We start from the raw sequence: 24,932 nt of genomic DNA on the forward strand, positions 1-24,932 counted from the left end.
ATTGGAATTCGTGTCATAATAGAATAATATGTGGACAAAAATTGCAACAGGAGTGATTTGATTGATATTAACATACGAAAATAGAAATACGGAAATATCATATGAACGCAAGAAATCTATCCATGTTCCACCACACTTACATGATGCAATAGAAATGGTTTTTGTGACAGAGGGAAGTGTTGAACTAGGAGTTGGAAAGGAATTATATCATTTGGAAAAGGGAGATTTTGGAATTGTTTTTCCAAATGTAATTCATCATTATCAGGTATTTGGAAGTGGAAGAAACAGAGCAATCTATTTGTTCGCAAACCCTACATTTTTTTCATCCTATATTGAAGAATTGCAGAGCAACTGTCCGAGAATCCCGATTATAAAAAAAGATAATATTTCTCCTGATATAGAATATGTTATCAATCAACTGATCAAACAAGAAAAATATAATGGGAGATTGGAAAAGGCATATATGCAAGTGATTTTGGCTCATGTCTTTACAGATATGGAAATTATTCCAAGGGAATCTTCCGGAAAAGATGATGTTATTTATAATGCTGTCGAATATGTTGCAAAGAACTTTAGGGATGAGATTACATTAGAAAAAATGGCTTACGAGTTGTGTGTGAGCAAATATGTATTATCCAGAATGTTTGCAAAGACATTTCACTGTAATTTTAGTAAATATGTCAATGGCGTCCGTTTGAATTATGCTGAAGCTTTGTTACAGGATTCAAAGGAATCTATTATAAATATTGCATTGGATTGCGGTTTTGAAAGCCAAAGAACTTTTAATAGAGTATTCAGGAAACGATATAAAATGACTCCGAGAGAGTTCCGCAATAGGGCAATGAAGTTACGTGCTGGAGAAGATGGATATGATTGATCCGCAAACAGCGGGTTGTAATTGAAATGTCCGTAAAAGTAATTGAATATACGGCAAAAGAATACCGCAGCCGTATTACCGGTGCCCGTGTACATGCCCCATTCCCGCCAGGCTATACCAATGAGGTGAATTATGACGGGACGGTAAAAGCCCTTGCTTTCCTTCTCAGTAATGAATGCAATGTCTCACATGGAAGAATAAGGACGCTGCTTTCAGAACTGACTGACGGAAAAGTGGAACTATCTGACGGAATGCTCAACCACCTGAGTGAGGAATTCGTATTAAAATCCGGAACCGAGAAAAAGGAGATCATAAGCAGGCTCATGTCTTCTCCGGTCATGAATGCAGATTTTACAAATGCAAATGTAAATGGACAGAGTGCCCAGGTACTGGTGCTTGCATCTCCTGTTAACGGAGCGGCATTGTATATAGGCAGGGAGAAGAAAGGGCATGAAGGGGTCAAAGGGACGCCCCTGGAAGACTATACGGGGACTGTGGTGCATGACCATGACCGTACTTTTTACAGTTACGGGACCAGGCATCAGGAATGCACACAGCACGACTGCAGATATCTGATCGGGAGTAAGGAAAATGAGCCTGATCTTGAATGGAACCACAAGATGCATGCATTATTTCAGGAAATGCTCCATTACCGTAACGGGCTGTGCGAAGAGGAGGGGCCTGATCCGGTTATCGTGGCAGATTTTGAAACGAGATACGATGAGATCCTTGATAAGGCGAAGGAGGAATACGAAGCCAGTCCGCCAAGTAATTATTACCGGGAAGGATATAATCTGTCTGTCAGACTGCGGGAGTATAAAGAAAGCGAACTTCTCTTTCTGCATGATAAACGGGTACCTGCCAATAACTCCCTTTGTGAAAGGCTTGCCCGGGTTTATAAAAGGAAACAGAAACAGGCAATGGTTCTGCGGAGCCAAAAAAATTTAGGATATATCTGTGACGGCCTGAGCACAGTTCATTTGCTGCGCACAGATGCCAGAAATGTATATCAGGAAATCGCAGCCATTTTTGAACGTAAAAGCCCACAAAAACCAAAGAAAGAAGTTGAAGCCGGTGCCCTGACATGATTTATCAGGACACTGGCTCTTTTTAGTTATTGGAGTGGGTGTGAAAAGTAACAAATTAAATGTTTGACGATAAAAAAACTCAATAATGGACTTGACAAAATATAAAAATTAGGATAAGCTAACTTGCGTGAATGAAGAATAACTTATCTGATACATAAAATAAATATATAGATATAAAAGGAATGGAGTGTGCCAAAGGTTTATGAATTTATCAGAGGCTAAAGAAGGAAAAGAATATATTGTCAAAGATATATTGACAGATGATGAAGAATTAAATGAATTTTTGTTTTCTCTGGGATGTTACAGCGGAGAGCCGATTACTGTGATCACGCATCGAAAAGGCGGCTGCGTGGTATCTATCAAAGATGGCAGATATAATATTGATACTGATTTAGCGCAGGCTATTTCAATATAAAAATGGTGATTTTGATCACTGTTTTTTTAAAACGATGGGTTAGCTTATGCTAATCTGAGTATGAAGGAGGAAACATCAATGAGAATTGCGTTGACAGGAAATCCCAATAGCGGAAAAACAACCATGTACAATGCGCTCACAGGAAGAAATGAACGTGTGGGAAACTGGGCTGGAGTTACAGTAGAGAAAAAAGAGAGTCCGATCAAGAAAGGATATTACGGCGGTTCGGAGGAACTGATCGCGGTAGATTTACCGGGAGCCTATTCTATGTCTCCGTTTACATCGGAGGAGAGTATTACCAGCAGTTATGTAAAAAACGAAAATCCGGATGCGATTATTAATATTGTGGATGCAACTAATTTGAGCAGAAGTTTGTTTTTTACAACGCAGCTTCTGGAACTGGGAATCCCGGTGGTAGTTGCTCTTAATAAAAGCGATATTACGGAGAAGAAAAAAACAGAAATTGATGTAAAGAAATTAGCGGATAAATTAGGCTGTCCAGTTATTCAGACTGTATCTATAACCTCAGGACATGAAGGATTAAAAGAGGTTGTAAATCATGCAGCAGCATTAAAAGGACGTGTGCAGAAAGCGCCATATGTGCAGGCGGATATTGATCTGCAAGACAAAGCGCAGGTTGAGGCAGCCGACAGGAAGCGCTTTGAATTTGTAAATGGGATTGTAAAAGCAGTAGAAAAAAGAAAAGTTTTAACAAAGGATAAAAATAAGCAGGACAGCATCGATGCGGTGCTTACCAATAAATTTGTTGGAATCCCAATCTTTGCAGTGGTTATGTTTGGCGTGTTTTACATATCCCAGTCTACGGTTGGAACATGGATTGCGGACTGGTTAGTTGGCTGTATTGAAGCTTTTCAGGGCTGGGTTGCAGGTTTGGTGGAAGGAGCAAATCCATTCCTTCAGGCGCTTTTGGTGGATGGCATCATTGGAGGCGTAGGCGCAGTAGTCGGTTTCCTGCCTCTGGTAATGGTTATGTATTTCCTGATTGCTCTTTTGGAAGACTGCGGATATATGGCTCGCGCTACTGTGGTTTTAGATCCGATTTTTAAGAGAGTTGGTTTATCAGGAAAGTCTGTAATCCCTATGGTGATCGGAACAGGATGCGCTATTCCGGGTATCATGGCATGCCGTACCATCCGGAACGAAAGAGAAAGAAGAGCAACCGCCATGCTGACGCCGTTTATGCCGTGCGGAGCAAAGCTCCCGGTGATCGCGTTATTTGCAGGGGCGTTCTTCGCAGACGCTTCATGGGTAGGGCCGACCATGTATCTGGCTGGAGCTGTGTTGATTTTCCTGGGCGCATTATTGGTAAAAAAGATTACCGGATATAAATTCCGTAAATCGTTCTTTATCATTGAACTTCCGGAATACAAAATTCCGAGTTTAAAACGGGCAACCCTTTCTATGCTTTCCCGCGGTAAGGCATACATTGTGAAAGCAGGAACGATCATTTTGGTATGTAATACTGCAGTGCAGATTATGCAGAGTTTTAACTGGCAGTTCCAGGTAGTGGAAGAGGGAATGGAACATACGTCTATCCTTGCCTCGATTGCTTCTCCTTTTGCAGTACTTCTGATCCCGCTTGGATTTGGCGTATGGCAGCTTGCAGCGGCAGCAATCACAGGTTTTATTGCAAAAGAGAACGTGGTCGGCACCCTGGCAGTTGTTTATGGACTTACGAATTTTATTGATACGGATGAGCTGGCGTTAGTTGGCGGAGCAAATGAAGTGGCAATGGTTATGGGACTTACGAAAGTCGCGGCACTTGCTTATCTGATGTTTAATCTTTTCACGCCGCCTTGTTTTGCAGCCCTTGGTGCGATGAATTCTGAAATGCAGGATAAAAGATGGCTGTGGGGAGGAATTGCATTGCAGTTAGCTACCGGTTATACAGTTGCATTTTTCGTATATCAGGTAGGTACGCTGATAACAACAGGAACCCTTGGAAACGGTTTTGTTCCGGGACTGATCGCAGTGGCTGCATTTGCCGGGGCATTGCTTGTGCTGATCCAGAGAAATGAGAAAGCTTTCAGCGCCGAGTATCGTCTCCACGCATAAAAAAGAAAGGATAGCGACGTATGGCAGATTTGTTGGTAACAGGTATCCTGCTGTTGATTATAGGCGCTGCGGCTGTTTATATATGGAAAGCAAAGAAGAGAGGCGTTAAATGTATAGGCTGCCCATCTGCAGGAAAATGTTCGGGAAAAGAAGGACATACAGTGTGCAGCTGCGGATGCCATAGTGCAGAAAAATAGGAAATTTCAGGGAAAGCCCGCACTTTGGAAAAGGTGTGGGCCTTTTATATAAAACACAGGAAATGGAGTGAGGTCTGTGAAAAGCTGCCAGAAAAATGAAAATCCGGATTTTTCCAGGACACAAATGGAAAAAGAAACAATTTTCCGTAAGTTAAGAGCGTGTGGAGGCCGTATTACGGCACAAAGGAAAATTCTTCTGGATATTATTTTGGAAGAAGAATGTGTCTGCTGTAAAGAAATTTATTATAAAGCGATAAAAAAAGACCCTGCGATCGGAATAGCGACAGTCTATAGAATGGTCAGGTCGCTGGAAGATATAGGAGCGATCCGAAGAAACAAAATGTATGAGATCCAGTATGGAAAGGAGAGGATTGAAGAAAATGCATTGGCGGACAAAATACTTGCCAGACACTCTTTTTTTCTAAAAATCCTGGTAGAGGCGGGAGTTGATCAACAGCAGGCAGAAAAAGAGGCCAGTATGCTGGAATATATCTTGTCGGATGAAAGTTTTGATAAACTGAAAGTATATATGGAGAAAGGAACGTGGGAAAATGGTAAATGAGATTATAATTGCTGTACTTTTGATTCTGGTATTTACAGGAATCCGTTCCGGCACAAAGCACTTTAAGGGGCAGGGAGGATGCTGTGGCGGTTCTTCGCAAATCAGGACAAAAAGAAAAAATTGAAAAATATCATAGGTCAGAAGAGGGTACAGATCGAAGGCATGACCTGTGAACATTGCAAAAATCGGGTTGAAAACGCATTGAACCGTTTGGAAGGGGTATCTGCAAAAGTGAATCTGAAGAAAAAAACGGCAGTTGTATCTATGGAAAAAGAGGTAGAAGATATGCAGCTCCAGAAAGCGGTTGAGCAGGCGGGGTATAAGGTAATACAAATACGGTGATATGATTGCGGCACGCCATTTGTTGAGAAAATATTTCATTAAAAGAAAAATACTTTGACTGTATATATATGAGAGAATATAATAACAAACCAGAGAAGAGGTGACAGAATGAAACAGCATAGGTTATGGGCATGGGCAATGATTGTTTGTCTCGTCATGTTATTCTATACCGGAAAAAAACACAAATAAAATCGCACAAGACAGAAATGGAGGATATTTATGGATAGTTTAAAATTAAAGAACCTTGCATTGTTTGCAGGCGGAGTATTATTTGGAACGGCAGGTGTGAAAATCCTTTCCAGTAAGGATGTGAAAAAAGTATATGTGGAAGGAACAGCAGCAGTTCTTCGAGCAAGAGATTGTGTGATGAAGACCGCTGAGACCGTTCAGGAAAATGCAGAAGATATCCTGGCAGAAGCAAAGCAGATCAATGAGAGGCGCGCCGCGGAAGAAGCTGCCTCTGTACAGGAAGATACAGTAGAGGATCATGCTGATCCTGAAATAGAGGAAGCGTAATTGAAATTCACTATAAAGCATGAGATTCCGGGAAGAATCCGTATTCATATGGAACAGAAACAAATGTCTTATAAAGAGGCCGATACATTACTGTATTATTTGGATACGCTGGAATATGTCACGCAGGCAAAGGTTTATAGAAGGACGGCCGATGCCTGCGTTTGCTTTTCAGGAAAACGAGAGCTGTTGATTCAGGCTTTAAGAAAATTCCGATATACGTCTGTAAAAGTTCCGGATGAAGTGTTAACAAATTCTGGAAGACAGTTGAATGATATTTATCAGGAGAAACTGATTGGTAAAGTTCTTTTTCATTATGCCGGTAAAATCTTTCTGCCATATCCGGTCAGAAAAGCAGTGGTTTTATGGAAGGCTGTACATTATTTAAAAGAAGGCTGGAAGAGTCTTGCAAGGCGGAAGCTGGAAGTCGCAGTGTTGGATGCATCAGCTATTGGCATTTCTGTTTTGCGAGGTGATTTTAATACGGCTGCTTCCGTTATGTTCCTGTTGGGAGTTGGAGAGACCTTGGAGGAGTGGACACATAAGAAATCGGTAGGAGATCTGGCACGCAGTATGTCTTTGAATGTGTCGAAGGTTTGGCTGAAAAGTGAAGAACAGGAAGTACTTGTTGATTCCAGAAAAATCAAAGAAGGGGATAATATCGTAGTTCACATGGGGAATGTTATTCCTTTTGACGGGGTGGTATGCGAAGGCGAAGGAATGGTAAATCAGTCTTCTCTGACCGGTGAACCGCTCCCGGTTTTGAAAAAGGCAGGAGGATATGTATATGCCGGAAGCGTTCTGGAAGAAGGGGAACTTACTTTTACTGTAAAAAAAGCCGGGGGTTCTTCTCGGTATGAGAAGATTGTTGAGATGATCGAGGAGTCTGAAAAGCTGAAATCTTCGTTGGAAGGAAAAGCAGAACGACTTGCAGATCGATTAGTTCCGGTGACCTTCGCAGGAACAGCTCTTACATGGCTCTTTACGCGAAATATCACGAAGGCTTTAGCTGTGCTTATGGTAGATTTTTCCTGTGCGTTAAAACTCACAATGCCGATTGCGGTATTGTCTGCAATTCGTCAGGCAGGCTCTTATGATATTACGGTAAAGGGCGGAAAATTTTTAGAAGCGGTTGCAGAAGCGGAAACGATCGTACTGGACAAAACAGGCACGCTTACAAAAGCTATGCCTACCGTGAAAATGATCGTTCCATTTTGTGAAGCAGGTGAAAATGAACTGCTTCGTATAGCGGCCTGTCTGGAAGAGCATTTTCCGCACTCTATGGCGAAGGCAGTAGTATCTGCGGCAAAAAAAGCAGGACTTGAACATGAGGAAATGCACTCGAAAGTGGAGTATATTGTAGCTCATGGTATTTCTTCCAGTATAGAGGGAAAACGTGTCTTTATAGGCAGTGCACATTTTATTTTCGATGATGAAAAATGTACTGTTCCGAAGGAATATCAGAAACAGTTTGAAAGCCTCCCGGAAGAATACTCTCATTTATATCTGGCGATAGACGGAGTTCTTGCAGCAGTGATCTGTATTGAAGATCCGTTGCGGGAGGAAAGCGCGAGCGTAGTGAGAGCATTGAAAGGGGCAGGATTTCAGAAGGTTGTTATGATGACGGGAGACAATGAGCGTACAGCAGCGTTCATTGCCCGAAAGGCAGGTGTTGATGAGTACTACTCAGAGGTATTGCCGGAAGACAAAGCCATGTTTATTGAGAAGGAAAAAGCCAAAGGAAAGAAGGTACTCATGGTAGGCGACGGGATCAACGATTCTCCGGCACTTTCAGCGGCGGACGCAGGGATTGCAGTCAGCGATGGGTCAGAACTTGCCAGAGAAATTGCAGACATTACGATTCCGGCTGATAATTTATATCAGATTGTGCGATTGAAGTATCTCAGTCAGGCATTGATGAGAAGAATAAACAGGAACTATAAAGAAATAGTGGGTATTAACACATTACTCATTCTTTTAGGAGTGGGAGGAATGATACAGCCTACGACTACTGCAATGTTCCATAATATGTCTACGATAGCAATCAGTTTGCAAAGTATGCAAAATCTTTCGGAAATAGAAGAAGTTTAAACAAATGTGATCCGCTGTCATACCGGCAGTAAAAATGGTTTAACAGAGATTCTGGGAAGCTGTTGCGGATAAAATAGTTTAGGAGGATTTGGAAAACTCTCCGCTGACTGCTGAAATGATGTGATATGAGAGAGGGATAACTGGTTTAAGGCCGGTTATCCCTCTTGCTTTTTAGGACAGAAGGATTATAATAAAAAGTAATATAAAAAGGGGAGCTCGCGCAAGCGGGCTGAGAGTAAGCTGACAGCGCTTAGACCCGTGAACCTGATTTGGATAATGCCAACGTAGGGAAGCTTTTAAAGAGAGAGTGCACCTGCCGGGGTGGGATTATGTCGCTGATGCGACCCGCCGCAGGCGGAGAATCCTGCTTGCGAGATTCGTTTTTATGGCAGCCGAAGTATGTTTTATCGCTGTGAGTCTTGATCGTTCCCTTTTTGTAAACAGAAAGGAGATTCAAATGAAAACGGTATTGACGATAGCAGGCAGCGACAGCAGCGGAGGAGCAGGAATCCAGGCGGATTTAAAGACTATGCTGGCAAATGGAGTATATGGAATGAGCGCCATCACGGCTCTCACAGCACAGAATACAACCGGTGTAAGCGCTATCATGGAGGTGGCGCCGGAATTTCTGGAGAAGCAGCTGGATGCAGTATTTACGGATATACGGCCGGATGCGGTAAAAATCGGCATGGTATCTTCTGCACAGCTGATCAAGGTGATCGCAGAGCGCCTGAGCTTTTATCAGGCGGAACATATTGTAGCAGATCCGGTGATGGTAGCCACCAGCGGAGCTAGACTCATAGGAGAAGATGCGGTGGAGATGCTGAAAGAGCGGCTGCTGCCTCTGGCAGCTTTGGCGACGCCCAATATACCGGAGGCAGAGGTGCTTTCCGGCTGTGAAATCCGGTCTGAAGAGGACATGGAAACAGCGGCCAGGATCATTTCACAGACATATGGCTGCAGTGTGCTCTTAAAGGGAGGGCACCGGATCAATGATGCTAATGATTATTTATACAGAATGGGCCATGGAATCTGGCTTTACGGAAAAAGGATCAACAATCCCAATACCCATGGTACCGGCTGTACCCTGTCCAGCGCCATTGCTTCCAACCTGGCAAAGGGAATGGAACTGGAGGCTGCAGTCGCTCAGGCGAAGCGGTATCTTTCTGCTGCCCTGGAAGCACAGCTTGATCTGGGAAGGGGAAGCGGCCCCATGGATCACGGCTTTGCTGTCAGGGGAGAATATTAAGCACAGTGCTTTAGGCAAATTGTGACTAAACTGTGATATTTTTATAAAGTCCTTTACTTGTGGATATCCGGAATGGTACAATGATCTGGCTGCCTCTTATCAGAAAAAAGGGGCAGATGAACGGACGGGAAAGGAAGGAATACAGGATGAAAAAATGGATGACAGTCTGCCTGGCCGCAGTGACAGCAGCAGTATTTATGGCCGGATGCGGCAGTACACCAGATGCAAAGGAAACAGCAAAGGAGACAGCAGCGGCTTCTTCAGAGGCAGAAACCACAAAGGCAGAAACAGCAGCAGAGTCTGAGAAAGAGACAGCAGCGGAAGACGGAACAGCCCAGGCAGATGAAAAGAGTACAGCAGGTCATAAGGAGAGTCTGGATCTGCAGGCTGCAGCCGGAAAGCACCATATAGAGATCAATGTAAAGGATTACGGCACCATTTTCGTAGAGCTGAACGGAGATAGCGCCCCGATCACAGTGGCAAATTTCATGGATCTGGCAGAACAGGGATTTTATGACGGACTTACCTTCCATCGGATCATCAGCGGATTTATGATTCAGGGAGGAGATCCCATGGGAAATGGTATGGGAGGCTCAGAACGGGAAATCAAAGGAGAATTTTCCTCCAATGGTGTAGAGAATGACTTATCTCACACAAGAGGCGCCATTTCCATGGCACGTTCCCAGATGAAGGACAGTGCAAGCTCCCAGTTTTTTATTGTACATGAGGACAGTACGTTCCTGGACGGTGAATACGCCTGCTTTGGCTATGTAACCGATGGTATGGAGGTTGTGGACGCAATCTGTAAGGATACTCAGGTAGAGGATAATAATGGTACAGTTGCAAAGGATAATCAGCCGGTGATCGACAGCATTAAGGTCATTGACTGATCAATTTCAAAGGAGATCTTTCGGGAAGGGGGGTCTCTTTTACATTTTTTAATAAAAATTGTAGGCAATTGTAAGATGCACAGAAGGAAAAGTATGCTAGAATAAAATATGAGATTTTATATCAGAAAGGATGTTTTTATGCGTAAAAATAAAACTGCTCTTTTTCTGGCAGCCGTTTCTTTGTCTGCTTTTTTTGCCGTTTCTTCCCCGGGAGCTCAGGAAGACGCTTCGCGGTTTGTGGACGGTACCAGGATCAACAGCGTAGGTGTGGGAGGACTCACACCGGAGGAGGCCAGAGAACGGATCCAGGGATTTTATGCCGGCGAATACGAGCTTTCTGTCATAAAAAAGGACGGGAGCAGGGAGGTGATCCGGGGAGAAGCAATTGATTATCAGGTTGCGTTGACAGATGATCTGGATGCTATCCTGAAGGCTCAGAACGAAGGGGGGAGGCAATCCGGCCCCTCGGTAGACAATTCACATCAGGCAGCGCTTGCTCCCTCCTACAGCCAGGAAAAGCTGGATCAGGCCATTGAAGCACTTTCCGTATTAAACAGCAGCGCTGTTACAGTTACAAAGGACGCTTCGATTTCACCCTATGAGGAAGGAAAGCCATTTTCCATTGTTCCCGCAGTACAGGGAAATGATGTGGATCGGGAAAAAACGATTTTGGCAGTAAATGAGGCTGTAAAGGCAGGAAGAAATGAATTGGATCTGGAGGCAGAAGGCTGCTACCGAACCGTCAGCCTGTGGGAAAGTGATGAACATTTGAAGAATCTCTGTGATGCCATGAACAGCCGGAGAGAAAAAAAGCTCCGTTATGTATTCGGAGAGGCAGAGGAGTTTTTGACAGGAGAAACCATGGCCAGCTGGATCACGGGGGTATCAGAGGGAAAGATTACGGTTGATCAGGAAAAGGTAGCAGCTTTCGTAAAGGATCTGGCTTCCCGATATGACACAGCTGGAACAGCCAGAACCGTAACAAAGGCAGCAGGAGGTCAGACAGAGATCACAGGCCCCTATGGCTGGAAGATCAATCAGGCAGCAGAGACGGCAGCCCTTATGGAGCTGGTTTCTTCGGGAAGCTGCTGGAGCGAAGGACAGGCTCAGGCCGACAGAGAGCCTGTTTACAGCCAGAAGGCTGCGTCCAGAGAGGGAATGGATTGGGGAACTACCTATGTTGAGGTCGATCTGGGAGGCCAGCACGTTTATATGTTCAAAGAGGGCCAGATCGTATGGGATGCTCCCTGTGTCACAGGAAATGTGTCAAAGGATTATACCACTCCTTCAGGAATCTACAGCCTGACCTATAAGGAAAAGGATCGGATACTCAGAGGAAAGAAAAAGCCTGACGGAACCTATGAGTATGAGAGCCATGTAGATTACTGGATGCCTTTTAACGGCGGGATCGGCCTTCATGACGCATCTTGGAGAAGCAAGTTTGGCGGAACGCTTTATCAGACCGGAGGCAGCCACGGCTGCATCAATCTTCCTACCCAAAAGGCTCCGGCGCTGTATGATCTGGTGTATAAGGGGATCCCGGTACTCTGTACTCCATAAAATGACCCGCCCGGAGATCAGAAGCATTCTCCGGGCGGGTGATAAAAATTGTATGGAAGGCAGGATCAGAACCCTTCATCCCGATTCAAGGGCTTTAAGGGCTGTAAACGGAATTCAACAGTCATGTCCTTTCGGTTGTAAACTTTCCGGAAATTGGTGATGATCCGTTTCAGCACCATCTCAGCCATTTCTGAAGTAATCGTAGGAAGAAGGATCAGATATTGGCTGATGCTGTAACGGGTAAATACATCACTGCATCTTAGGGAACCTCGGATGGATGCTTCCAGATGCTCCATTGCTTTGTTTAAGATCAGGGTTTTAAGTGATTTTCCATTCAGACCGGTTACGGTAAGCATACACAGATAGATGGAATCGCCGGTGCGGTCAATGGCCCGCCGCTCCAGCTGAAACAGATCACGGAAGACAGGGTATTCGCAGTAAAAGGCGCCGCCGGAGCTTTCTTCGCTGAGAGCGTGCTGGATATGATCCAGATTCAGGTTGACACCCTGTTCGTCATCACGGATGATCTTATACAGATCCTTAAAATGATCAGAGGGGGAGATGGAAAACTCACTGTAAAAGAGATCCAGAGTGTTGTTGTATTCTTCCAGCGCCTGATGGGTGTGGCCGTCCCGATACAGAGAATAAACCAGCTGATAGCGGAATTCTTCGTCAAAGGGTTCAATGGCAATAGCGGTCTGACACAGGGCGGTGATCTGGGAAAAGGCTTTCTTTGCAGTCAGAAGATGAATGGTATAGTGGATCAGCTTTTGATACAGCGTATGGTAATAGGTGCTGATCGGGATGACCCAGGATTCGTACTCCGCTCTTGGAAGAAAATCTCCCCTGTAAAGTTCAACGCCGGCAAAACAGAGGGAAAGGGCTTCCTCCTCCGGGAGAGATTCATTTAACACACAGGTACAGATCGTTTCAAATTCATCAATATCTAAAACAGTAGTATATTCTTTGGTCCAGGCATAGGTTCCGCGCTGTTGGACTAAAAGCTTCTGAGGCGGAATATCCAGAGGCTCTAAAAGCTTTCTTGAGCGGAACATCAGGGTTTTAAGCGCTCCTGCAGGATTAACACCCGGATCATCCGGCCATATTACCTGGATCAGTTCTGCCGGACTGATATCCTTTTTCTGGAAGATTGCCAGATATTCTAAAAGAACCCATGGCTTTTTTGACTGATTGCTGCTGTCGTTGATTACCTTCCCCCCGGCTTCGATTGAAAAGCCTCCCAAGGTATGTATATAAATTGTAGGATTTAAGTCAAATGCTGATGGCATCTTTTGTAACTCCTTCATACTAATATATGTTAAGTATAACCATATAAGGGGAAAATGTCTACATCTTCTGCCGGAAAGAAAAAGAAAAATGAGAAAATAGCCCGATTTGTAACCGGATTGTAACCGGAAACTGATATACTAGAAAAAAGTGACAGAAAAAGGGGATGAAAAATGCCAATGACCAAAAAAGGTTTATTGCCGAATGCATACCGGTTTATCCATATTGCAGCAGACGGATTTGAAGACCGTATACTGAAGGGGAGACTCTATCATGACAGCCGGGAAGGCGGTATGCCTTTCATCGGCCTTTCGGAGATGATACTGATCCTGGAGGAATTATTCGATGAGATCCACTATCCAATAAAGAGCGTTGACTATAGAAATTTTTCAGGAAAAAGCCGGGAGCTGAAGGCCGAGACCGGAGAAATGGAGGCTTCACAGCTTTTGCCGGAGCGAAAGGGAAAAAAAGCTGATTTTACGCTGCATGTAAAATACAGATACAATGCTACCTGGCAGGGGAGCATTACCAATCTGGGAACAGGGGAACGGAAGTCGTTTTTAAGCCTGATGGAGCTTATGGATATTCTGGCAGTTTCCTTAGGCTGCCAGATCCGTCCCGGAGGAACCGGTCTTGGAAAGCGGATGTGTGAGGTAACGGTACGAAATTATGAGGGCTGTCAGATGGGAGGCGATGTATCACACCCGGCAGTAGCAGACCGCAGAACCTTTATCAACGAATTTGATCTGAAGGAGGAGATCGCGGCCATGCTGGATCCGCTTCCGGAGGGAAGCCGGCCGGATGGCATCATTATCCCCCGAAGCTTTCATGTGGCAGTTGGAAATTACGGCCCTGCAACATTTGTGGTTCGTATTCTGTTCCGGCGCAATGCTACCTGGCAGGGAACTGTCAGCTGGAGGGAAAAGCGTTCACAGGTAAATTTCAGAAGCTTTATGGAGCTTCTTTTGCTGATGCAGGAGGCCGTGGGGCGTACTGGTGAATGGAAACAGCAGGAAAGGAACATTTCAGTATGAACGAGAATGAAAGGAAAAGCGGCGGAAAGCGGCGGGTGCTGATGTTTATTCTGCTGGCTGTATTTCTTATAAGCGGCGCTTTGACCGTACATCAGTATTTAGAGGATAAGCGGATCCAGGAAGAATATGAACGACTGGCAGAGGAAGCGGCCAGACAGACAACAGAAGCTCCTACAGAGCCTGAAACGGAGGAAACAGAGCCGTTAGAGGAAGCGTATGTCTCTCCTATTGATTTTGAGGCGCTGACTGCGGAAAATCCGGACACCATAGGATGGATCAGGATCCCTGATACAAATGTGGATTATCCCATCGTGCAGGGAACGGATAATGATTTTTATCTGGATCACGATTTTTATGGGAAGGAAAGTGCGGCAGGCTCCATTTATCTGGATTTTGAAAGCGAAGCGGATCTGCAGGGACGCAATCAGATCCTCTACGGCCACAATATGAAGAATGGAAGCATGTTTAAGGATATCAACCGCTACAAGGATCCGGAGTATTTTAAGGAGCATCAGTATTTCAGCATCTACACGCCGGAGCGTGAGATCCGCTTAAAAGCTGTGTCCTGCTACTATGGAGAAGCCAAGCCCATTGTACGCATGACGGGCTTTAAAACCCAGGAGACATTTGATGAATTTGTAAGGACAATGGTGGAACCCTGTTCCTATAAGGAAGAGGTGGAATATCCGGCCAGAAGTATTTTCACTCTGGTAACCTGCAGCTATGAGATCAATGATGCCAGAACCTTTCTTTTTGCCGTAGAGGTGGATGAGGAGGGCAATCAGATCCCCATGGATGAGGAATATAAAGAAAAGATGGAGACTGTTCTGGAAAAAAAGCTTAAGACATCGGAAAATATTTCCGATGAAAATGGAAAATAAGGTATTGGAAAACCGGAAATGTTATGATATACTACGCATCAGAAACATGCAGAAGTATGTGTGCAGTATTAAAAATGGTTCGTGACAAAGAAGTCATACCTGAAGGGATGGGTGTGACTTTTTTGTCTGTTTTCCATTTTTTGGTATATGCATCAGATTTGATCATGCTTTAGAAGAAAGAAAACAATGAGGAGAGAAAATATGAAGAAGAATGTAAAGAGAATGATGGCACTTGCAGCAGCAGGCATTCTTGCAGCAGGGGCGCTGACCGGCTGCGGCGGCGGAGCAGATACGGCAAAGGCAGAAGGAGCAGCAGCTTCTGGTGAAAAGAAAATCCTTAAAGTGGCTATGGAGTGTGCCTATGCTCCTTACAACTGGACACAGCCCGATGATTCCAACGGCGCAGTTCCGATTTCCGGAAGCAATGAGTATGCTTACGGTTACGATGTTATGATGGCAAAGAAAATCTGTGAGGAGCTGGGATATGACCTTGAGATTGTGCGTCTGGATTGGGATTCTCTGATTCCAGCCGTTACGACCGGACAGGCAGACTGTGTGATCGCAGGACAGTCCATTACTTCCGAGCGTCTTCAGGCCGTTGATTTTACCGTTCCCTATTATTATGCAAGTATTGTTACCCTGGTAAAAAAAGGAAGCAAATATGAAAATGCCAAGAGCGTAGCCGATCTGGCAGGCGCTACCTGTACCTCCCAGCAGAGCACCATCTGGTACAACACCTGCCTGCCCCAGATCCAGGATGCCAATATTCTGGCAGCCACTGCCAATGCTCCTGATATGCTGATGTCTCTTAACGCGGACAAGTGCGATCTGGTAGTGACGGATCAGCCTACCGGCAAGGGCGCTCTGATCGCATACCCTGACTTCAAGCTCATAGAGTTTGGCGGTGGAGAGAATGATTTCCAGGTAACAGATGAGGATATCAACATCGGAATTTCTCTAAAGAAGGGAAATACTGAACTGAAGGAAGCCATTGACAGCGTGCTTTCAAAGATGACAAAAGAGGATTTCTCCAAAATGATGGATGAGGCCATTTCCGTACAGCCTCTTGTAAACTGATGATCTCTGCCGGCAGATCCCGGCAGCTTTACAAATAAGGAGAATATTATGCCAACCGATTTTTTTGGCCGTGTGATGGCTGTGTTCAGCCGTTACGGCGTATCCATGCTTCAGGGCGCAGGCGTCAGCTTACAGATTGCCCTGGTGGGAACCATTGCAGGCTGTGTCATTGGCTTTGCAGTGGGCATTGTCCAGACCATACCCTCAGAAAAGGGAGATAATCCGATCAAACGGGGAATCCTGTGGATAGTGAAGCTTATTTTAAATATATATGTGGAGTTTTTCAGAGGTACTCCCATGATGGCTCAGGCCATGTTTATTTACTATGGACTGATGCCGCTGTTAAATATCAACAGCTCTATTTTAAATGCCGCTTATTTTATCCTTTCCATTAACACCGGAGCATATATGGCGGAGACTGTCCGCGGAGGTATCCTTTCGATTGATAAGGGACAGACCGAGGGAGCCATGTCCATCGGAATGACCCATGTGCAGACTATGCTGTATGTGATCCTGCCTCAGGCGCTGAGAAACCTGATGCCCCAGATTGGAAATAACCTGATCATCAATATCAAGGACAGCTGCGTTCTTTCCGTGATCGGTGTAGCAGAGCTGCTTTATAAGACAAAGGCCGCAGCAGGCGCGCTGTATATGAACTTTGAAACGTACACCATTACCATGGTTATGTACTTTATCATGACCTTTGCATGCTCCCGTCTGCTGCGCCTGTGGGAAAAGAAGATGGACGGCGCGGACAACTTTGATCTGGCAACAACGGATACGCTGGCATATACCAGCGGTATGTACCGTTATCCCGACGACAGAGATAAAAAGGAGGGGGTATAATGAGCGAGAAGATACTTGAAATCCGCCATTTAAGCAAGACCTTCGGCACGAATCTGGTCTTAAAGGATATTGATTTTACCGTCAATAAAGGCGATGTAACCTGTATTATCGGAGCCTCCGGTTCCGGAAAATCCACCCTCTTGCGGTGTCTGAACCTTCTTGAAACGCCAACCACGGGAGAGATTCTGTACCATGGAAATAACATTGCAGACCCAAAGGTAAATGCAGCCAAATACAGATCAAGAGTGGGAATGGTATTTCAGAGCTTTAACCTGTTTAACAACATGACAGTTTTGGAAAACTGCGTGGTAGGACAGGTAAAGGTACTGAAAAAGGATAAGGAAACCGCCAGAAAGAATGCTCTTTCCTATCTGGAAAAGGTTGGAATGGCTCCCTATATCAATGCAAAGCCAAAGCAGCTGTCCGGCGGACAGAAGCAGAGAGTCGCCATTGCCAGAGCGCTGGCTATGGAGCCGGAACTTCTGCTGTTTGATGAGCCCACCTCAGCTCTGGATCCGCAGATGGTAGGAGAGGTTTTGGAGGTTATGAGAAAGCTGGCCTCTGAGGGACTGACTATGATCATCGTGACCCATGAGATGGCCTTTGCAAGAGATGTTTCCAGCCAGGTCGTATTTATGGCGGGAGGCGTGATCGTGGAGGAAGGCGAACCGGCACAGATTTTCGGAGCTCCGAAGGAGCATCAGACGAAAGAGTTTCTGGGGCGGTTTATGCATGAGAGAGCCGCTTTATAACTGAATAGTAAAGAGAAAGCCCGGATGAAGGGCAGCCTTAGGCTGTCTGTTCGTCCGGGCTTTTTGGCTGTCATCCCTATGGAAATTACCTGGCCTTTGTGATGTAGGGATAAATCTCTTCATAAGCCTCTCTCTGGGCCTCATCCTCAGGAAGAGCCGGGATCAGACCCGTACAGTCCATGGAAGAACAGGCCTGAATATCAATGTCATAATTGTTTTTATGGACCTGAGTTTCTGAATGTCTGCCGGCTGGATGTCTTGTTTGCTCCATTTCTTGTCACCTCCTGACACGCATCACCATGTTCTTTTGATAGTGTGGATTTAAGAGCGGTTTTTATGCGGAAAGGCAGAAAGATAAGGTGGAAAAATGGGGAAGAAACGGGGAAAAATGTTTATGGAAGCGTAAGCAAAATGTAAAAAAGACAGGGGGATTTTATGATATAGTAAGAGTAGGAATACATGGGGAGGTACGGCATATGATGGAATATTTTTTTATGGGCGGATTTGAGATCATGTTTTTGATGGTATTTGTGCTTATTTTCGGGATGATCCTTGTGATGATCGTGCGTGGAATCGGAGAGTGGGGGAAGAATAACCGGTCTCCCAGGCTGGACGTATCTGCAACGGTTGTTTCCAAACGTACACATACCATGAGAAATCAAAACCATACAAGCTCTTCCAGCTACTATGTTACCTTTCAGGTGGAAAGCGGAGACCGGATGGAACTCAGGCTGGGCGGAAGAGAGTATGGGCTTTTGGCAGAGGGAGATAAGGGAAAGCTTCATTTTCAGGGAACGAGATATCTGGGGTTTGACCGGAGCTGGTAGAGCGGGGAAATGGATATGGATGAGGAAAATGACCCATCTTAAGGGAAATTTTATACTTCTGCTCCTTGATTTATGGATGGACTGCCACTATAATAGAAAAGAATGGGTTTTGGCACGTTTTATGCGTGTGAAGGCAGCCTGTTCAGAGGGAGAAATAGCACAGTATGGATAATAACAAGAAGCAAAACCAGAATATGAACAGTAACTGGCAGACTATTGCCATGCTGGTGGTGGCTGCTCTGCTGACGATCATGATCGTGAGCTGGATGAATTCCGCAGTGGAATCCAGACAGCGCAAGGAACTGTCATACAATGAATTTGTACAGATGGTGGAAGACGGCAAAGTGGAATCCATCCGGGTAAAGGATGCTGTTATTGAAGTAATGCCAAAGGCAGAGGCAACGGAATATTCCCAGCAGATGAAATACTATGTAGTCCGTATAGAAGGGGATTACCAGTTTTTAAATCGTGTGCTGGAGAACAATGTTATAACCAATCGGGAAAATGGCAGTACCAACGCACTTCTTATCGCTCTGCTTAACTATGCAGTACCGTTCCTGATCCTTTTGTTCCTTATGAACTTCACCATGAAGCGCATGGGCGGAGGCGGCATTATGGGCGTTGGAAAGAGCAATGCCAAGATGTATGTCCAGAAGGAAACCGGCATTACCTTTAAGGATGTGGCCGGAGAGGACGAGGCGAAGGAGTCCCTGACAGAAATTGTAGATTTCCTTCACAATCCCGGAAAGTACACAAAGATCGGTGCAAAGCTTCCAAAGGGAGCACTGCTGGTGGGGCCTCCAGGAACGGGTAAAACCCTTCTGGCAAAGGCGGTGGCAGGAGAAGCACATGTGCCCTTTTACTCCCTGTCCGGTTCCGATTTTGTGGAAATGTTTGTGGGCGTGGGTGCGTCCCGTGTCCGTGACCTGTTTAAAAATGCGACAGAAAATGCGCCGTGTATCATCTTTATCGACGAGATTGACGCTATCGGCCGCAGCCGCGACAGCCGCATGGGCGGAAATGATGAGAGGGAGCAGACCTTAAACCAGCTTCTTTCTGAGATGGATGGCTTTGATTCTACAAAGGGACTTCTTGTTTTAGGAGCTACCAACCGGCCTGAGATCCTGGATCCCGCGCTCCTTCGTCCCGGACGTTTTGACCGCCGGGTAGTAGTAGATAAGCCGGATCTGAACGGAAGAATCAATATTTTAAAGGTACATTCCAAGGAAGTGCTTTTGGATGAAACCGTTGATTTCAAGGAAATTGCTCTGGCCACTTCTGGCGCTGTGGGCGCTGATCTTGCAAACATGATGAATGAAGCTGCTATCAATGCAGTTAAAAACGGCAGAAGTGCTGTTTCACAGAAGGATCTCTTTGAGGCTGTGGAAGTGGTTCTGGTTGGTAAGGAAAAGAAAGACCGGATCATGAGCAAGGAGGAGCGGCGGATCGTATCGTATCACGAGGTAGGACACGCTCTGGTAAGCGCCCTGCAGAAGCATTCGGAGCCTGTACAGAAGATCACCATTGTTCCAAGAACCATGGGTGCATTGGGATATGTAATGAATGTTCCGGAAGAAGAGAAGTTCTTAAATACCAAGAAGGAGCTGGAGGCCCGTCTGGTAGAGCTCATGGGCGGCCGCGCGGCAGAGGAGATTGTATTTGAGACTGTTACTACCGGGGCTTCCAATGATATCCAGCAGGCCACCAATCTGGCAAGAGCCATGGTAACCCAGTATGGTATGTCTGAGAAATTCGGCCTCATGGCCTTAGAAAGCCAGGAGAACCAGTATCTGACCGGCCGCGCCGTATTAAACTGCGGCGACGCCACAGCGGCTGAGATCGACAAGGAAGTGATGAAGGTCTTAAAGGACGCTTATGAAGCGGCAAAGAGCCTGCTCAATGAGAACCGTGACGCCATGGATCAGATCGCAGACTTCCTGATTGAAAAGGAAACTATTACCGGAAAAGAGTTTATGAAGATATTCCGCAAGGTAAAGGGAATCTCGGAGCCTGAGGAAACGCCGGAGGAGGAGAATGGACTGCCGGATACGGAGCATCTGAAGGCTGAGGATGATGCGGCTGGGGCAGTAAGGGAAAGTGAGCCTGAAGCCAGACCGGAACATTCGTCTGAATCAGAGGCAATGGATGTTACAGAGCCTGCAGAGGAAAAACAGGCAGAGGATACCCCATCTCAGGAATAAAACATAATATGTGACAGGATGAAGATTCTGTGCAAAAGGAAAAAAGCTGCTTTCAAGCCGTAATCCCCTTATGAGGGGAATGGCTTTGGAGCAGCTTTTCAATTTTCAGCGCCTTGACCAGTAATATCATGGGACTGAGCAGCTCATCCTCCATTCCGGGGAACTCCATCATTTACCCTTTCGGCTGCGAGCCATAGCTGCATATTAAAAAACAATCGTTATCCTACCGAAAATCCTTCGGAAGCTGCCCATACCGCCGCTTGTAAGCCCGCAGAAAGGTAGAATAATTTTGAAATCCGCACTGATAGCAGGCGGTGGTGGCATTTACGCCCAGAGCCAGAAGTTCTCTTGCTCGGGCCAGTCTCTTTTCTGTGATATAGCTCCCAATCGTAAAGCCGGTTTCCTCCTTAAAAACACGCATCATGTGGTAGGGGCTTAAGCTGCACACAGAGGCCAGGGCAGGGATGGAGAGGTCTTCTTCCAGATGATTGTTAATATGGGCCATAAGTCCGGAAACCCGGTAGTCCAGAGAACTGGTGGTGACATAGGGGCCGGAGGAGGAGAGGCAGGACCGGTTGAGTAAAATAAGAAATTCCAGGCACAGAAGCCGGGAAAAAAGGGGGGATGCAAAGTCTCCTTTTTGGCTGTTTGTTTCATTTTCAAGCTGTTTTAAAAGGACAGCCATAGGGCGGAGCTCTTCTTTTGCAAACCGCAGAACCTGAGAGTGGCGGTAGCTGGCTGTGCTGAAGCATAGGGCCAGATCGCTGTCTGCGTGTTTATGAGCTTCTAAAAAGGCAGGTGAGAGATATAGGATCAGGCGTTCATAGGGACAGGAAGGATCCGGTTCAGGACGGTGGATCTGGCCCCGGTCCACCAACACCATATCCCAGGGCATGAGGCGATAGGAGCGGCCCTCGATGGAGTATGAAACGTTTCCGTTTATCAGGATCAGTATTTTCAGAAAATCGTGGTGGTGGTATTCATAAGGTCCTTTTCCCAGATCCTTAAGGTGGAAAAAGCGGAATTCTTCCTTTAAATATCCCTGGGGGCGGGAAGTCTGGGATGACGGCTGAGTTTGAGAAGTCACGGTTGGTATCCTCCTTTTTGACGGATGGAATTCTTTCTTTTAATATAGCATTATTTGCAATATAAAACAGCATAAAATTAATATTATTATAAAATAATGCCTGATAAAATAGAATTATAACATGAATACGGCAAAACCGCAGAAAAGTATCTGTGGGGAAAGAGAGCAAGCTATGAGACTGACCATTGAAAAATATCACGGACTTGGAAATGACTATCTGGTATATGATCCCAATAAAAATAAACTGGCCCTGACCCCTTCGCGGGTTCAGCTTTTATGTAACCGAAATTTCGGCGTGGGAGCGGACGGCATTTTGGAGGGGCCTGTGATGGAGAATGACAGGATTTCCATGGTGATCTGGAATTCGGATGGAAGCCGGACGGAGAACAGCGGAAACGGCGTGCGTATTTTTGCAAAATATTTAAAGGATGCAGGCTATGTGCAGAAAAAGGATTTTACCATCCATTCAGAAGGCGGAGAAATCGACATCCACTATCTGAATGAAGAAGGAACAAGGTTAAAGGCCTCTATGGGAAAGGCGTCTTTCTGGAGCGATGAGGTTCCGGTAACAGGGCCAAGGAGGGAGATTATCAATGAGACCATGGTCTTTGGACGGATTCCCTATCCTGTTACCTGCTTATCGGTAGGAAATCCCCATCTGGTAATCCTTATGGATGAGATTTCAAAGGAGCTGGTGTGCCGGATCGGAAAGTATTCGGAGAATGCCAGACAGTTCCCGGAAAAGATCAACACACAGATTATGAAGGTATTAGACCGAACCCATATTCAGACTGAGGTGTATGAGAGGGGCGCAGGCTATACGCTGGCTTCGGGAAGCGGCTGCTGTGCGGCTGCTGCGGCTGCCTACCGTTTGGGCCTTACGGATCCGAAAATGATCGTCCAGATGCCGGGAGGAACTCTGGAGCTGGAAATCCGGGAGGACGGAAATGTGCTGATGACCGGAGATGTGGGATATGTGGGAAGCATAAAGCTGGGAAATCATTTTACAGAGCAGCTTCGGGCGCTTGACAAATAAAAAAACTGCGTTTATAGTTTTTTACAGATACAGGCAAAAGGGCGGGGTATCGCATCAGATCCCCGCCCTGATACATTTTACAGGGATTGGAAAGGGTTTTTGCCATCCCTGGGAGAGGGTGGTTAAACCATGAACAAATACAGCAGAGAGGATATCCTCAGGATCGTCCGGGAGGAGGATGTGGAGTTTATCTGCCTGCAGTTTACGGATCTGTTTGGAATAATGAAGTCTGTGACCATTACAGCCGGACAGGTGGAAAAAGCCCTGGACAACCGATGTATGTTTGACGGTTCTGCTACTCAGGGCTATGTGAGGCTTCAGGAATCGGATATGTATCTTTATCCGGATACGGATACCTTTGAGATATTTCCCTGGCGTTCCAGACAGGGGCGGGCAGCAAGGCTGATCTGTGATGTGTGCCATCCCGACGGAACGCCCTTTCAGGGAGATCCGCGCTTTGTGCTTAAAAAGGCCGTTAAGCGGGCGGCAGATATGGGATATGTGATGGAGGTAAAGCCAGAGTGTGAGTTTTTCCTTTTTCATTCAGACGAGGAGGGACGGCCCACGATCCAGACTCATGAGCGGGCAGGATATTTTGATACGTTCCCTATGGATCTGGGAGAGAATGTATGCAGGGATATTGTGACAAATCTGGAGGAAATGGATTTTCAGGTGGAGTCCAGTCATCATGAGATCGCTCCGGGGCAGCATGAGATCGATCTGGGGTTCATGGATGCCTTGAGGGCTGCAGATCAGCTTCTCACCTTCAAGATGACAGCCAAAACGATTGCAAAGAGCCACGGGCTTCACGCAACCTTTATGCCAAAGCCAAAAGAGGGAGTTAATGGTTCAGGGATGCATCTTGTTTTGTCGCTGAAAGACTCAAAGGGAAAGAACCTGTTTGCAGACCCGGCAGATCCTTTGGGACTAAGTCTCACGGCCCGGCATTTTATGGCAGGAATTTTAAACCATATGAAAGAAATGACGCTTCTTACCAATCCGACGGTTAATTCCTATAAGCGGCTGGTTCCTGGATATGATGCCCCGGTTTATATTGCCTGGTCGCCTTCAAACAGCAAAAGCTTCCTGATCCGCATTCCGTCTCCGGGAGGAGAGGGGATTGAACTGCGCTGTCCGGATGGGGCCATGAATCCATACCTGGCACTTGCAGCCTGCCTTCAGGCGGGACTGGAGGGGATTGAAAAGGAGCTGGAGCTGCCTCTCTGTGCAAAAGAACCGATATCGTTGGCTGATCAGGAGGAACTTAATAACTGCGGGATTGACCGGATCCCAAACACTCTGGGAGCTGCCATTGAGGCATATGCAGGCAGTCTTTTTGTGAAAAATGTTCTCGGAGAACCGATTTATATTAAATATCTGGAGGCCAAAGAGAAGGAATGGGGAGAGTTCGGCATTCAGGTGACGGACTGGGAGATCGCCCAATATCTGTATCAATATTAGTGTGCAGCCTGGCAGGAGGAGGTGGGAAGGATGGCAAGTATAATCGCGGCATTTTCAAAGCCACAGGATGCCGGAAATATCCGGGCCATACTCAGGAAGAATGGCTATGAACCAGTTTTTGCGTGCACCTCCGGGGCTCAGGTTCTGGCAGCGGTAGAGAGTTTAAACGGCGGGATCGTAGTCTGCGGCTTCCGCTTTGAAGATATGGTCTGCGAGGAGCTGCGCCGCCTGCTCCCATCCTCCTTTGATATGCTTCTCATTGCTTCCCCGGCAAAATGGAGCAAACGGGATACGGAGGGAATGATCTGCCTTTCCATGCCCTTAAAGGTACATGAGCTTTTAAGCACCATAGAAATGATGCTTGAGGCCAGAAAACGGCGAAAACGCAGAAAGAGGACCCGTCCTCAGAAGAGAAGTGCCAAGGAAAAGGAACTGATTTTAAAAGCAAAAGCTCTCCTGATGGAACGAAATACGATGACAGAGCCGGAAGCCTACCGATATATACAAAAATGCAGTATGGATAATGGCACCAGCCTGACCGAAACTGCTCAGATGATCATCAGCTTAATACACATGTGAGGTA

The 24,932-nt window shown here is 46.0% G+C and carries 25 protein-coding genes and 1 riboswitch; of the genes, 22 read left to right on the forward strand and 3 right to left on the reverse strand.

From position 1 onward, the window contains the following. The first annotated feature begins 61 nt into the window (after window positions 1-61). The 11 genes from ACZM6M_RS01335 to ACZM6M_RS01385 all read left to right on the forward strand — a co-directional run bounded on the left by ACZM6M_RS01335 (window position 62) and on the right by ACZM6M_RS01385 (window position 11,860). The gene (locus tag ACZM6M_RS01335; protein ID WP_489489410.1) at window positions 62-877 is read left to right on the forward strand and encodes an AraC family transcriptional regulator; all 816 of its coding nucleotides are present in this window, start codon (window positions 62-64) and stop codon (window positions 875-877) included. Continuing rightward, the gene (locus ACZM6M_RS01340; protein WP_418926435.1) at window positions 874-1,965 is read left to right on the forward strand and encodes an IS66 family transposase; all 1,092 of its coding nucleotides are present in this window, start codon (window positions 874-876) and stop codon (window positions 1,963-1,965) included. The genes ACZM6M_RS01335 and ACZM6M_RS01340 overlap by 4 nt, the downstream gene beginning before the upstream one ends. 202 nt (window positions 1,966-2,167) lie before the next feature. Further along, window positions 2,168-2,380: a FeoA family protein gene (locus ACZM6M_RS01345; protein WP_066546330.1), complete on the forward strand. Its 213-nt coding sequence runs from the start codon at window positions 2,168-2,170 to the stop codon at window positions 2,378-2,380. Window positions 2,381-2,458: 78 nt separating this feature from the next. Continuing rightward, window positions 2,459-4,456, forward strand: a complete 1,998-nt coding sequence (gene feoB / locus ACZM6M_RS01350) for a ferrous iron transport protein B (protein ID WP_066546332.1) — start codon at window positions 2,459-2,461, stop codon at window positions 4,454-4,456. A 321-nt stretch (window positions 4,457-4,777) separates the two neighbouring features. After that, entirely contained in the window at window positions 4,778-5,215 is a 438-nt protein-coding gene (locus ACZM6M_RS01355; RefSeq protein WP_081422996.1) for a transcriptional repressor, read from the forward strand. 120 nt (window positions 5,216-5,335) lie between these two features. Further along, window positions 5,336-5,557, forward strand: a complete 222-nt coding sequence (locus ACZM6M_RS01360; RefSeq protein ID WP_337433689.1) for a heavy-metal-associated domain-containing protein — start codon at window positions 5,336-5,338, stop codon at window positions 5,555-5,557. Window positions 5,558-5,776: 219 nt separating this feature from the next. Further along, a complete protein-coding gene (locus ACZM6M_RS01365) occupies window positions 5,777-6,073 on the forward strand; it encodes a DUF6110 family protein (RefSeq protein WP_337932158.1) in 297 nt (98 codons plus the stop codon). Continuing rightward, a complete protein-coding gene (locus tag ACZM6M_RS01370) occupies window positions 6,074-8,161 on the forward strand; it encodes a heavy metal translocating P-type ATPase (protein ID WP_337433690.1) in 2,088 nt (695 codons plus the stop codon). A 198-nt stretch (window positions 8,162-8,359) separates the two neighbouring features. Further along, window positions 8,360-8,470, forward strand: a riboswitch (TPP riboswitch). A 148-nt stretch (window positions 8,471-8,618) separates the two neighbouring features. Further along, on the forward strand, window positions 8,619-9,410 hold the full coding sequence (gene thiD, locus ACZM6M_RS01375; protein WP_066550623.1) for a bifunctional hydroxymethylpyrimidine kinase/phosphomethylpyrimidine kinase: 792 nt from the start codon (window positions 8,619-8,621) through the stop codon (window positions 9,408-9,410). A gap of 146 nt (window positions 9,411-9,556) precedes the next feature. Next, entirely contained in the window at window positions 9,557-10,300 is a 744-nt protein-coding gene (locus ACZM6M_RS01380; RefSeq protein ID WP_489489413.1) for a peptidylprolyl isomerase, read from the forward strand. Window positions 10,301-10,438: 138 nt separating this feature from the next. Continuing rightward, window positions 10,439-11,860, forward strand: coding sequence for a L,D-transpeptidase family protein (locus ACZM6M_RS01385; protein ID WP_489489414.1), 1,422 nt, complete (start codon window positions 10,439-10,441; stop codon window positions 11,858-11,860). A gap of 65 nt (window positions 11,861-11,925) precedes the next feature. Here ACZM6M_RS01385 and ACZM6M_RS01390 read toward each other — a convergent pair whose 3' ends face one another. Next, entirely contained in the window at window positions 11,926-13,149 is a 1,224-nt protein-coding gene (locus tag ACZM6M_RS01390) for an AfsR/SARP family transcriptional regulator (protein ID WP_489489416.1), read from the reverse strand. A 171-nt stretch (window positions 13,150-13,320) separates the two neighbouring features. Between ACZM6M_RS01390 and ACZM6M_RS01395 the strand changes: the two genes are divergently transcribed. The 5 genes from ACZM6M_RS01395 (at window position 13,321) to ACZM6M_RS01415 (ending at window position 17,737) form a co-directional block, all read left to right on the forward strand. Then, window positions 13,321-14,181: a hypothetical protein gene (locus ACZM6M_RS01395; protein WP_489489417.1), complete on the forward strand. Its 861-nt coding sequence runs from the start codon at window positions 13,321-13,323 to the stop codon at window positions 14,179-14,181. After that, complete coding sequence (srtB, locus tag ACZM6M_RS01400; protein WP_489489419.1) at window positions 14,178-15,062, forward strand: class B sortase; 885 nt, start codon at window positions 14,178-14,180, stop codon at window positions 15,060-15,062. The genes ACZM6M_RS01395 and srtB overlap by 4 nt, the downstream gene beginning before the upstream one ends. A gap of 201 nt (window positions 15,063-15,263) precedes the next feature. After that, window positions 15,264-16,139 carry a transporter substrate-binding domain-containing protein gene (locus ACZM6M_RS01405; protein WP_337932146.1) on the forward strand — a complete coding sequence of 292 codons (876 nt, stop codon included), beginning with the start codon at window positions 15,264-15,266 and terminating at the stop codon, window positions 16,137-16,139. A 48-nt stretch (window positions 16,140-16,187) separates the two neighbouring features. Further along, complete coding sequence (locus ACZM6M_RS01410; protein WP_066546361.1) at window positions 16,188-16,985, forward strand: amino acid ABC transporter permease; 798 nt, start codon at window positions 16,188-16,190, stop codon at window positions 16,983-16,985. Further along, window positions 16,985-17,737: an amino acid ABC transporter ATP-binding protein gene (locus tag ACZM6M_RS01415; RefSeq protein ID WP_066546364.1), complete on the forward strand. Its 753-nt coding sequence runs from the start codon at window positions 16,985-16,987 to the stop codon at window positions 17,735-17,737. Before ACZM6M_RS01410 ends, ACZM6M_RS01415 begins: the two co-directional genes overlap by 1 nt. Window positions 17,738-17,822: 85 nt before the next feature. Here the strand turns inward: ACZM6M_RS01415 and ACZM6M_RS01420 are convergent, their stop codons facing one another. Beyond that, window positions 17,823-18,008, reverse strand: coding sequence for a hypothetical protein (locus ACZM6M_RS01420; protein WP_337932144.1), 186 nt, complete (start codon window positions 18,006-18,008; stop codon window positions 17,823-17,825). Window positions 18,009-18,216: 208 nt separating this feature from the next. Between ACZM6M_RS01420 and ACZM6M_RS01425 the strand changes: the two genes are divergently transcribed. The 3 genes from ACZM6M_RS01425 to ftsH are packed head-to-tail and all read left to right on the forward strand — an operon-like array spanning window position 18,217 to window position 20,765. Then, window positions 18,217-18,564, forward strand: coding sequence for a DUF2500 domain-containing protein (locus tag ACZM6M_RS01425; protein ID WP_483201082.1), 348 nt, complete (start codon window positions 18,217-18,219; stop codon window positions 18,562-18,564). 28 nt (window positions 18,565-18,592) lie between these two features. Beyond that, a complete protein-coding gene (locus ACZM6M_RS01430) occupies window positions 18,593-18,736 on the forward strand; it encodes a hypothetical protein (RefSeq protein WP_167544868.1) in 144 nt (47 codons plus the stop codon). A gap of 49 nt (window positions 18,737-18,785) precedes the next feature. Then, complete coding sequence (ftsH, locus tag ACZM6M_RS01435; protein WP_489489617.1) at window positions 18,786-20,765, forward strand: ATP-dependent zinc metalloprotease FtsH; 1,980 nt, start codon at window positions 18,786-18,788, stop codon at window positions 20,763-20,765. 223 nt (window positions 20,766-20,988) lie between these two features. On the opposite strand, the gene ACZM6M_RS01440 is transcribed toward ftsH, so the two are convergent. Beyond that, complete coding sequence (locus tag ACZM6M_RS01440) at window positions 20,989-21,852, reverse strand: helix-turn-helix domain-containing protein (protein WP_337433699.1); 864 nt, start codon at window positions 21,850-21,852, stop codon at window positions 20,989-20,991. Window positions 21,853-22,024: 172 nt separating this feature from the next. Between ACZM6M_RS01440 and dapF the strand changes: the two genes are divergently transcribed. From dapF to ACZM6M_RS01455, 3 genes are all read left to right on the forward strand, one after another. After that, on the forward strand, window positions 22,025-22,888 hold the full coding sequence (gene dapF / locus ACZM6M_RS01445) for a diaminopimelate epimerase (protein ID WP_066546372.1): 864 nt from the start codon (window positions 22,025-22,027) through the stop codon (window positions 22,886-22,888). Between the two features lie 129 nt (window positions 22,889-23,017). Next, entirely contained in the window at window positions 23,018-24,349 is a 1,332-nt protein-coding gene (gene glnA / locus ACZM6M_RS01450) for a type I glutamate--ammonia ligase (protein WP_489489423.1), read from the forward strand. Window positions 24,350-24,379: 30 nt separating this feature from the next. Continuing rightward, complete coding sequence (locus ACZM6M_RS01455) at window positions 24,380-24,928, forward strand: ANTAR domain-containing response regulator (protein WP_418926487.1); 549 nt, start codon at window positions 24,380-24,382, stop codon at window positions 24,926-24,928. Window positions 24,929-24,932 lie beyond the last annotated feature (4 nt).

The organism is Enterocloster sp., from assembly GCF_057861365.1.

Excerpts from the sequence above, each read along its gene's own strand:
- ACZM6M_RS01345 (WP_066546330.1), top strand. The coding sequence starts at position 2,168 with ATGAATTTATCAGAGGCTAAAGAAGGAAAAGAATATATTGTCAAAGAT.
- feoB (WP_066546332.1), top strand. The coding sequence starts at position 2,459 with ATGAGAATTGCGTTGACAGGAAATCCCAATAGCGGAAAAACAACCATG.
- ACZM6M_RS01355 (WP_081422996.1), top strand. The coding sequence starts at position 4,778 with ATGGAAAAAGAAACAATTTTCCGTAAGTTAAGAGCGTGTGGAGGCCGT.
- ACZM6M_RS01365 (WP_337932158.1), top strand. The coding sequence starts at position 5,777 with ATGGATAGTTTAAAATTAAAGAACCTTGCATTGTTTGCAGGCGGAGTA.
- thiD (WP_066550623.1), top strand. The coding sequence starts at position 8,619 with ATGAAAACGGTATTGACGATAGCAGGCAGCGACAGCAGCGGAGGAGCA.
- ACZM6M_RS01380 (WP_489489413.1), top strand. The coding sequence starts at position 9,557 with ATGAAAAAATGGATGACAGTCTGCCTGGCCGCAGTGACAGCAGCAGTA.
- ACZM6M_RS01385 (WP_489489414.1), top strand. The coding sequence starts at position 10,439 with ATGCGTAAAAATAAAACTGCTCTTTTTCTGGCAGCCGTTTCTTTGTCT.
- ACZM6M_RS01390 (WP_489489416.1), bottom strand. The coding sequence starts at position 13,149 with ATGCCATCAGCATTTGACTTAAATCCTACAATTTATATACATACCTTG.
- ACZM6M_RS01395 (WP_489489417.1), top strand. The coding sequence starts at position 13,321 with ATGCCAATGACCAAAAAAGGTTTATTGCCGAATGCATACCGGTTTATC.
- srtB (WP_489489419.1), top strand. The coding sequence starts at position 14,178 with ATGAACGAGAATGAAAGGAAAAGCGGCGGAAAGCGGCGGGTGCTGATG.
- ACZM6M_RS01405 (WP_337932146.1), top strand. The coding sequence starts at position 15,264 with ATGAAGAAGAATGTAAAGAGAATGATGGCACTTGCAGCAGCAGGCATT.
- ACZM6M_RS01410 (WP_066546361.1), top strand. The coding sequence starts at position 16,188 with ATGCCAACCGATTTTTTTGGCCGTGTGATGGCTGTGTTCAGCCGTTAC.
- ACZM6M_RS01415 (WP_066546364.1), top strand. The coding sequence starts at position 16,985 with ATGAGCGAGAAGATACTTGAAATCCGCCATTTAAGCAAGACCTTCGGC.
- ACZM6M_RS01420 (WP_337932144.1), bottom strand. The coding sequence starts at position 18,008 with ATGGAGCAAACAAGACATCCAGCCGGCAGACATTCAGAAACTCAGGTC.
- ACZM6M_RS01425 (WP_483201082.1), top strand. The coding sequence starts at position 18,217 with ATGGAATATTTTTTTATGGGCGGATTTGAGATCATGTTTTTGATGGTA.
- ACZM6M_RS01430 (WP_167544868.1), top strand. The coding sequence starts at position 18,593 with ATGACCCATCTTAAGGGAAATTTTATACTTCTGCTCCTTGATTTATGG.
- ftsH (WP_489489617.1), top strand. The coding sequence starts at position 18,786 with ATGCTGGTGGTGGCTGCTCTGCTGACGATCATGATCGTGAGCTGGATG.
- dapF (WP_066546372.1), top strand. The coding sequence starts at position 22,025 with ATGAGACTGACCATTGAAAAATATCACGGACTTGGAAATGACTATCTG.
- glnA (WP_489489423.1), top strand. The coding sequence starts at position 23,018 with ATGAACAAATACAGCAGAGAGGATATCCTCAGGATCGTCCGGGAGGAG.
- ACZM6M_RS01455 (WP_418926487.1), top strand. The coding sequence starts at position 24,380 with ATGGCAAGTATAATCGCGGCATTTTCAAAGCCACAGGATGCCGGAAAT.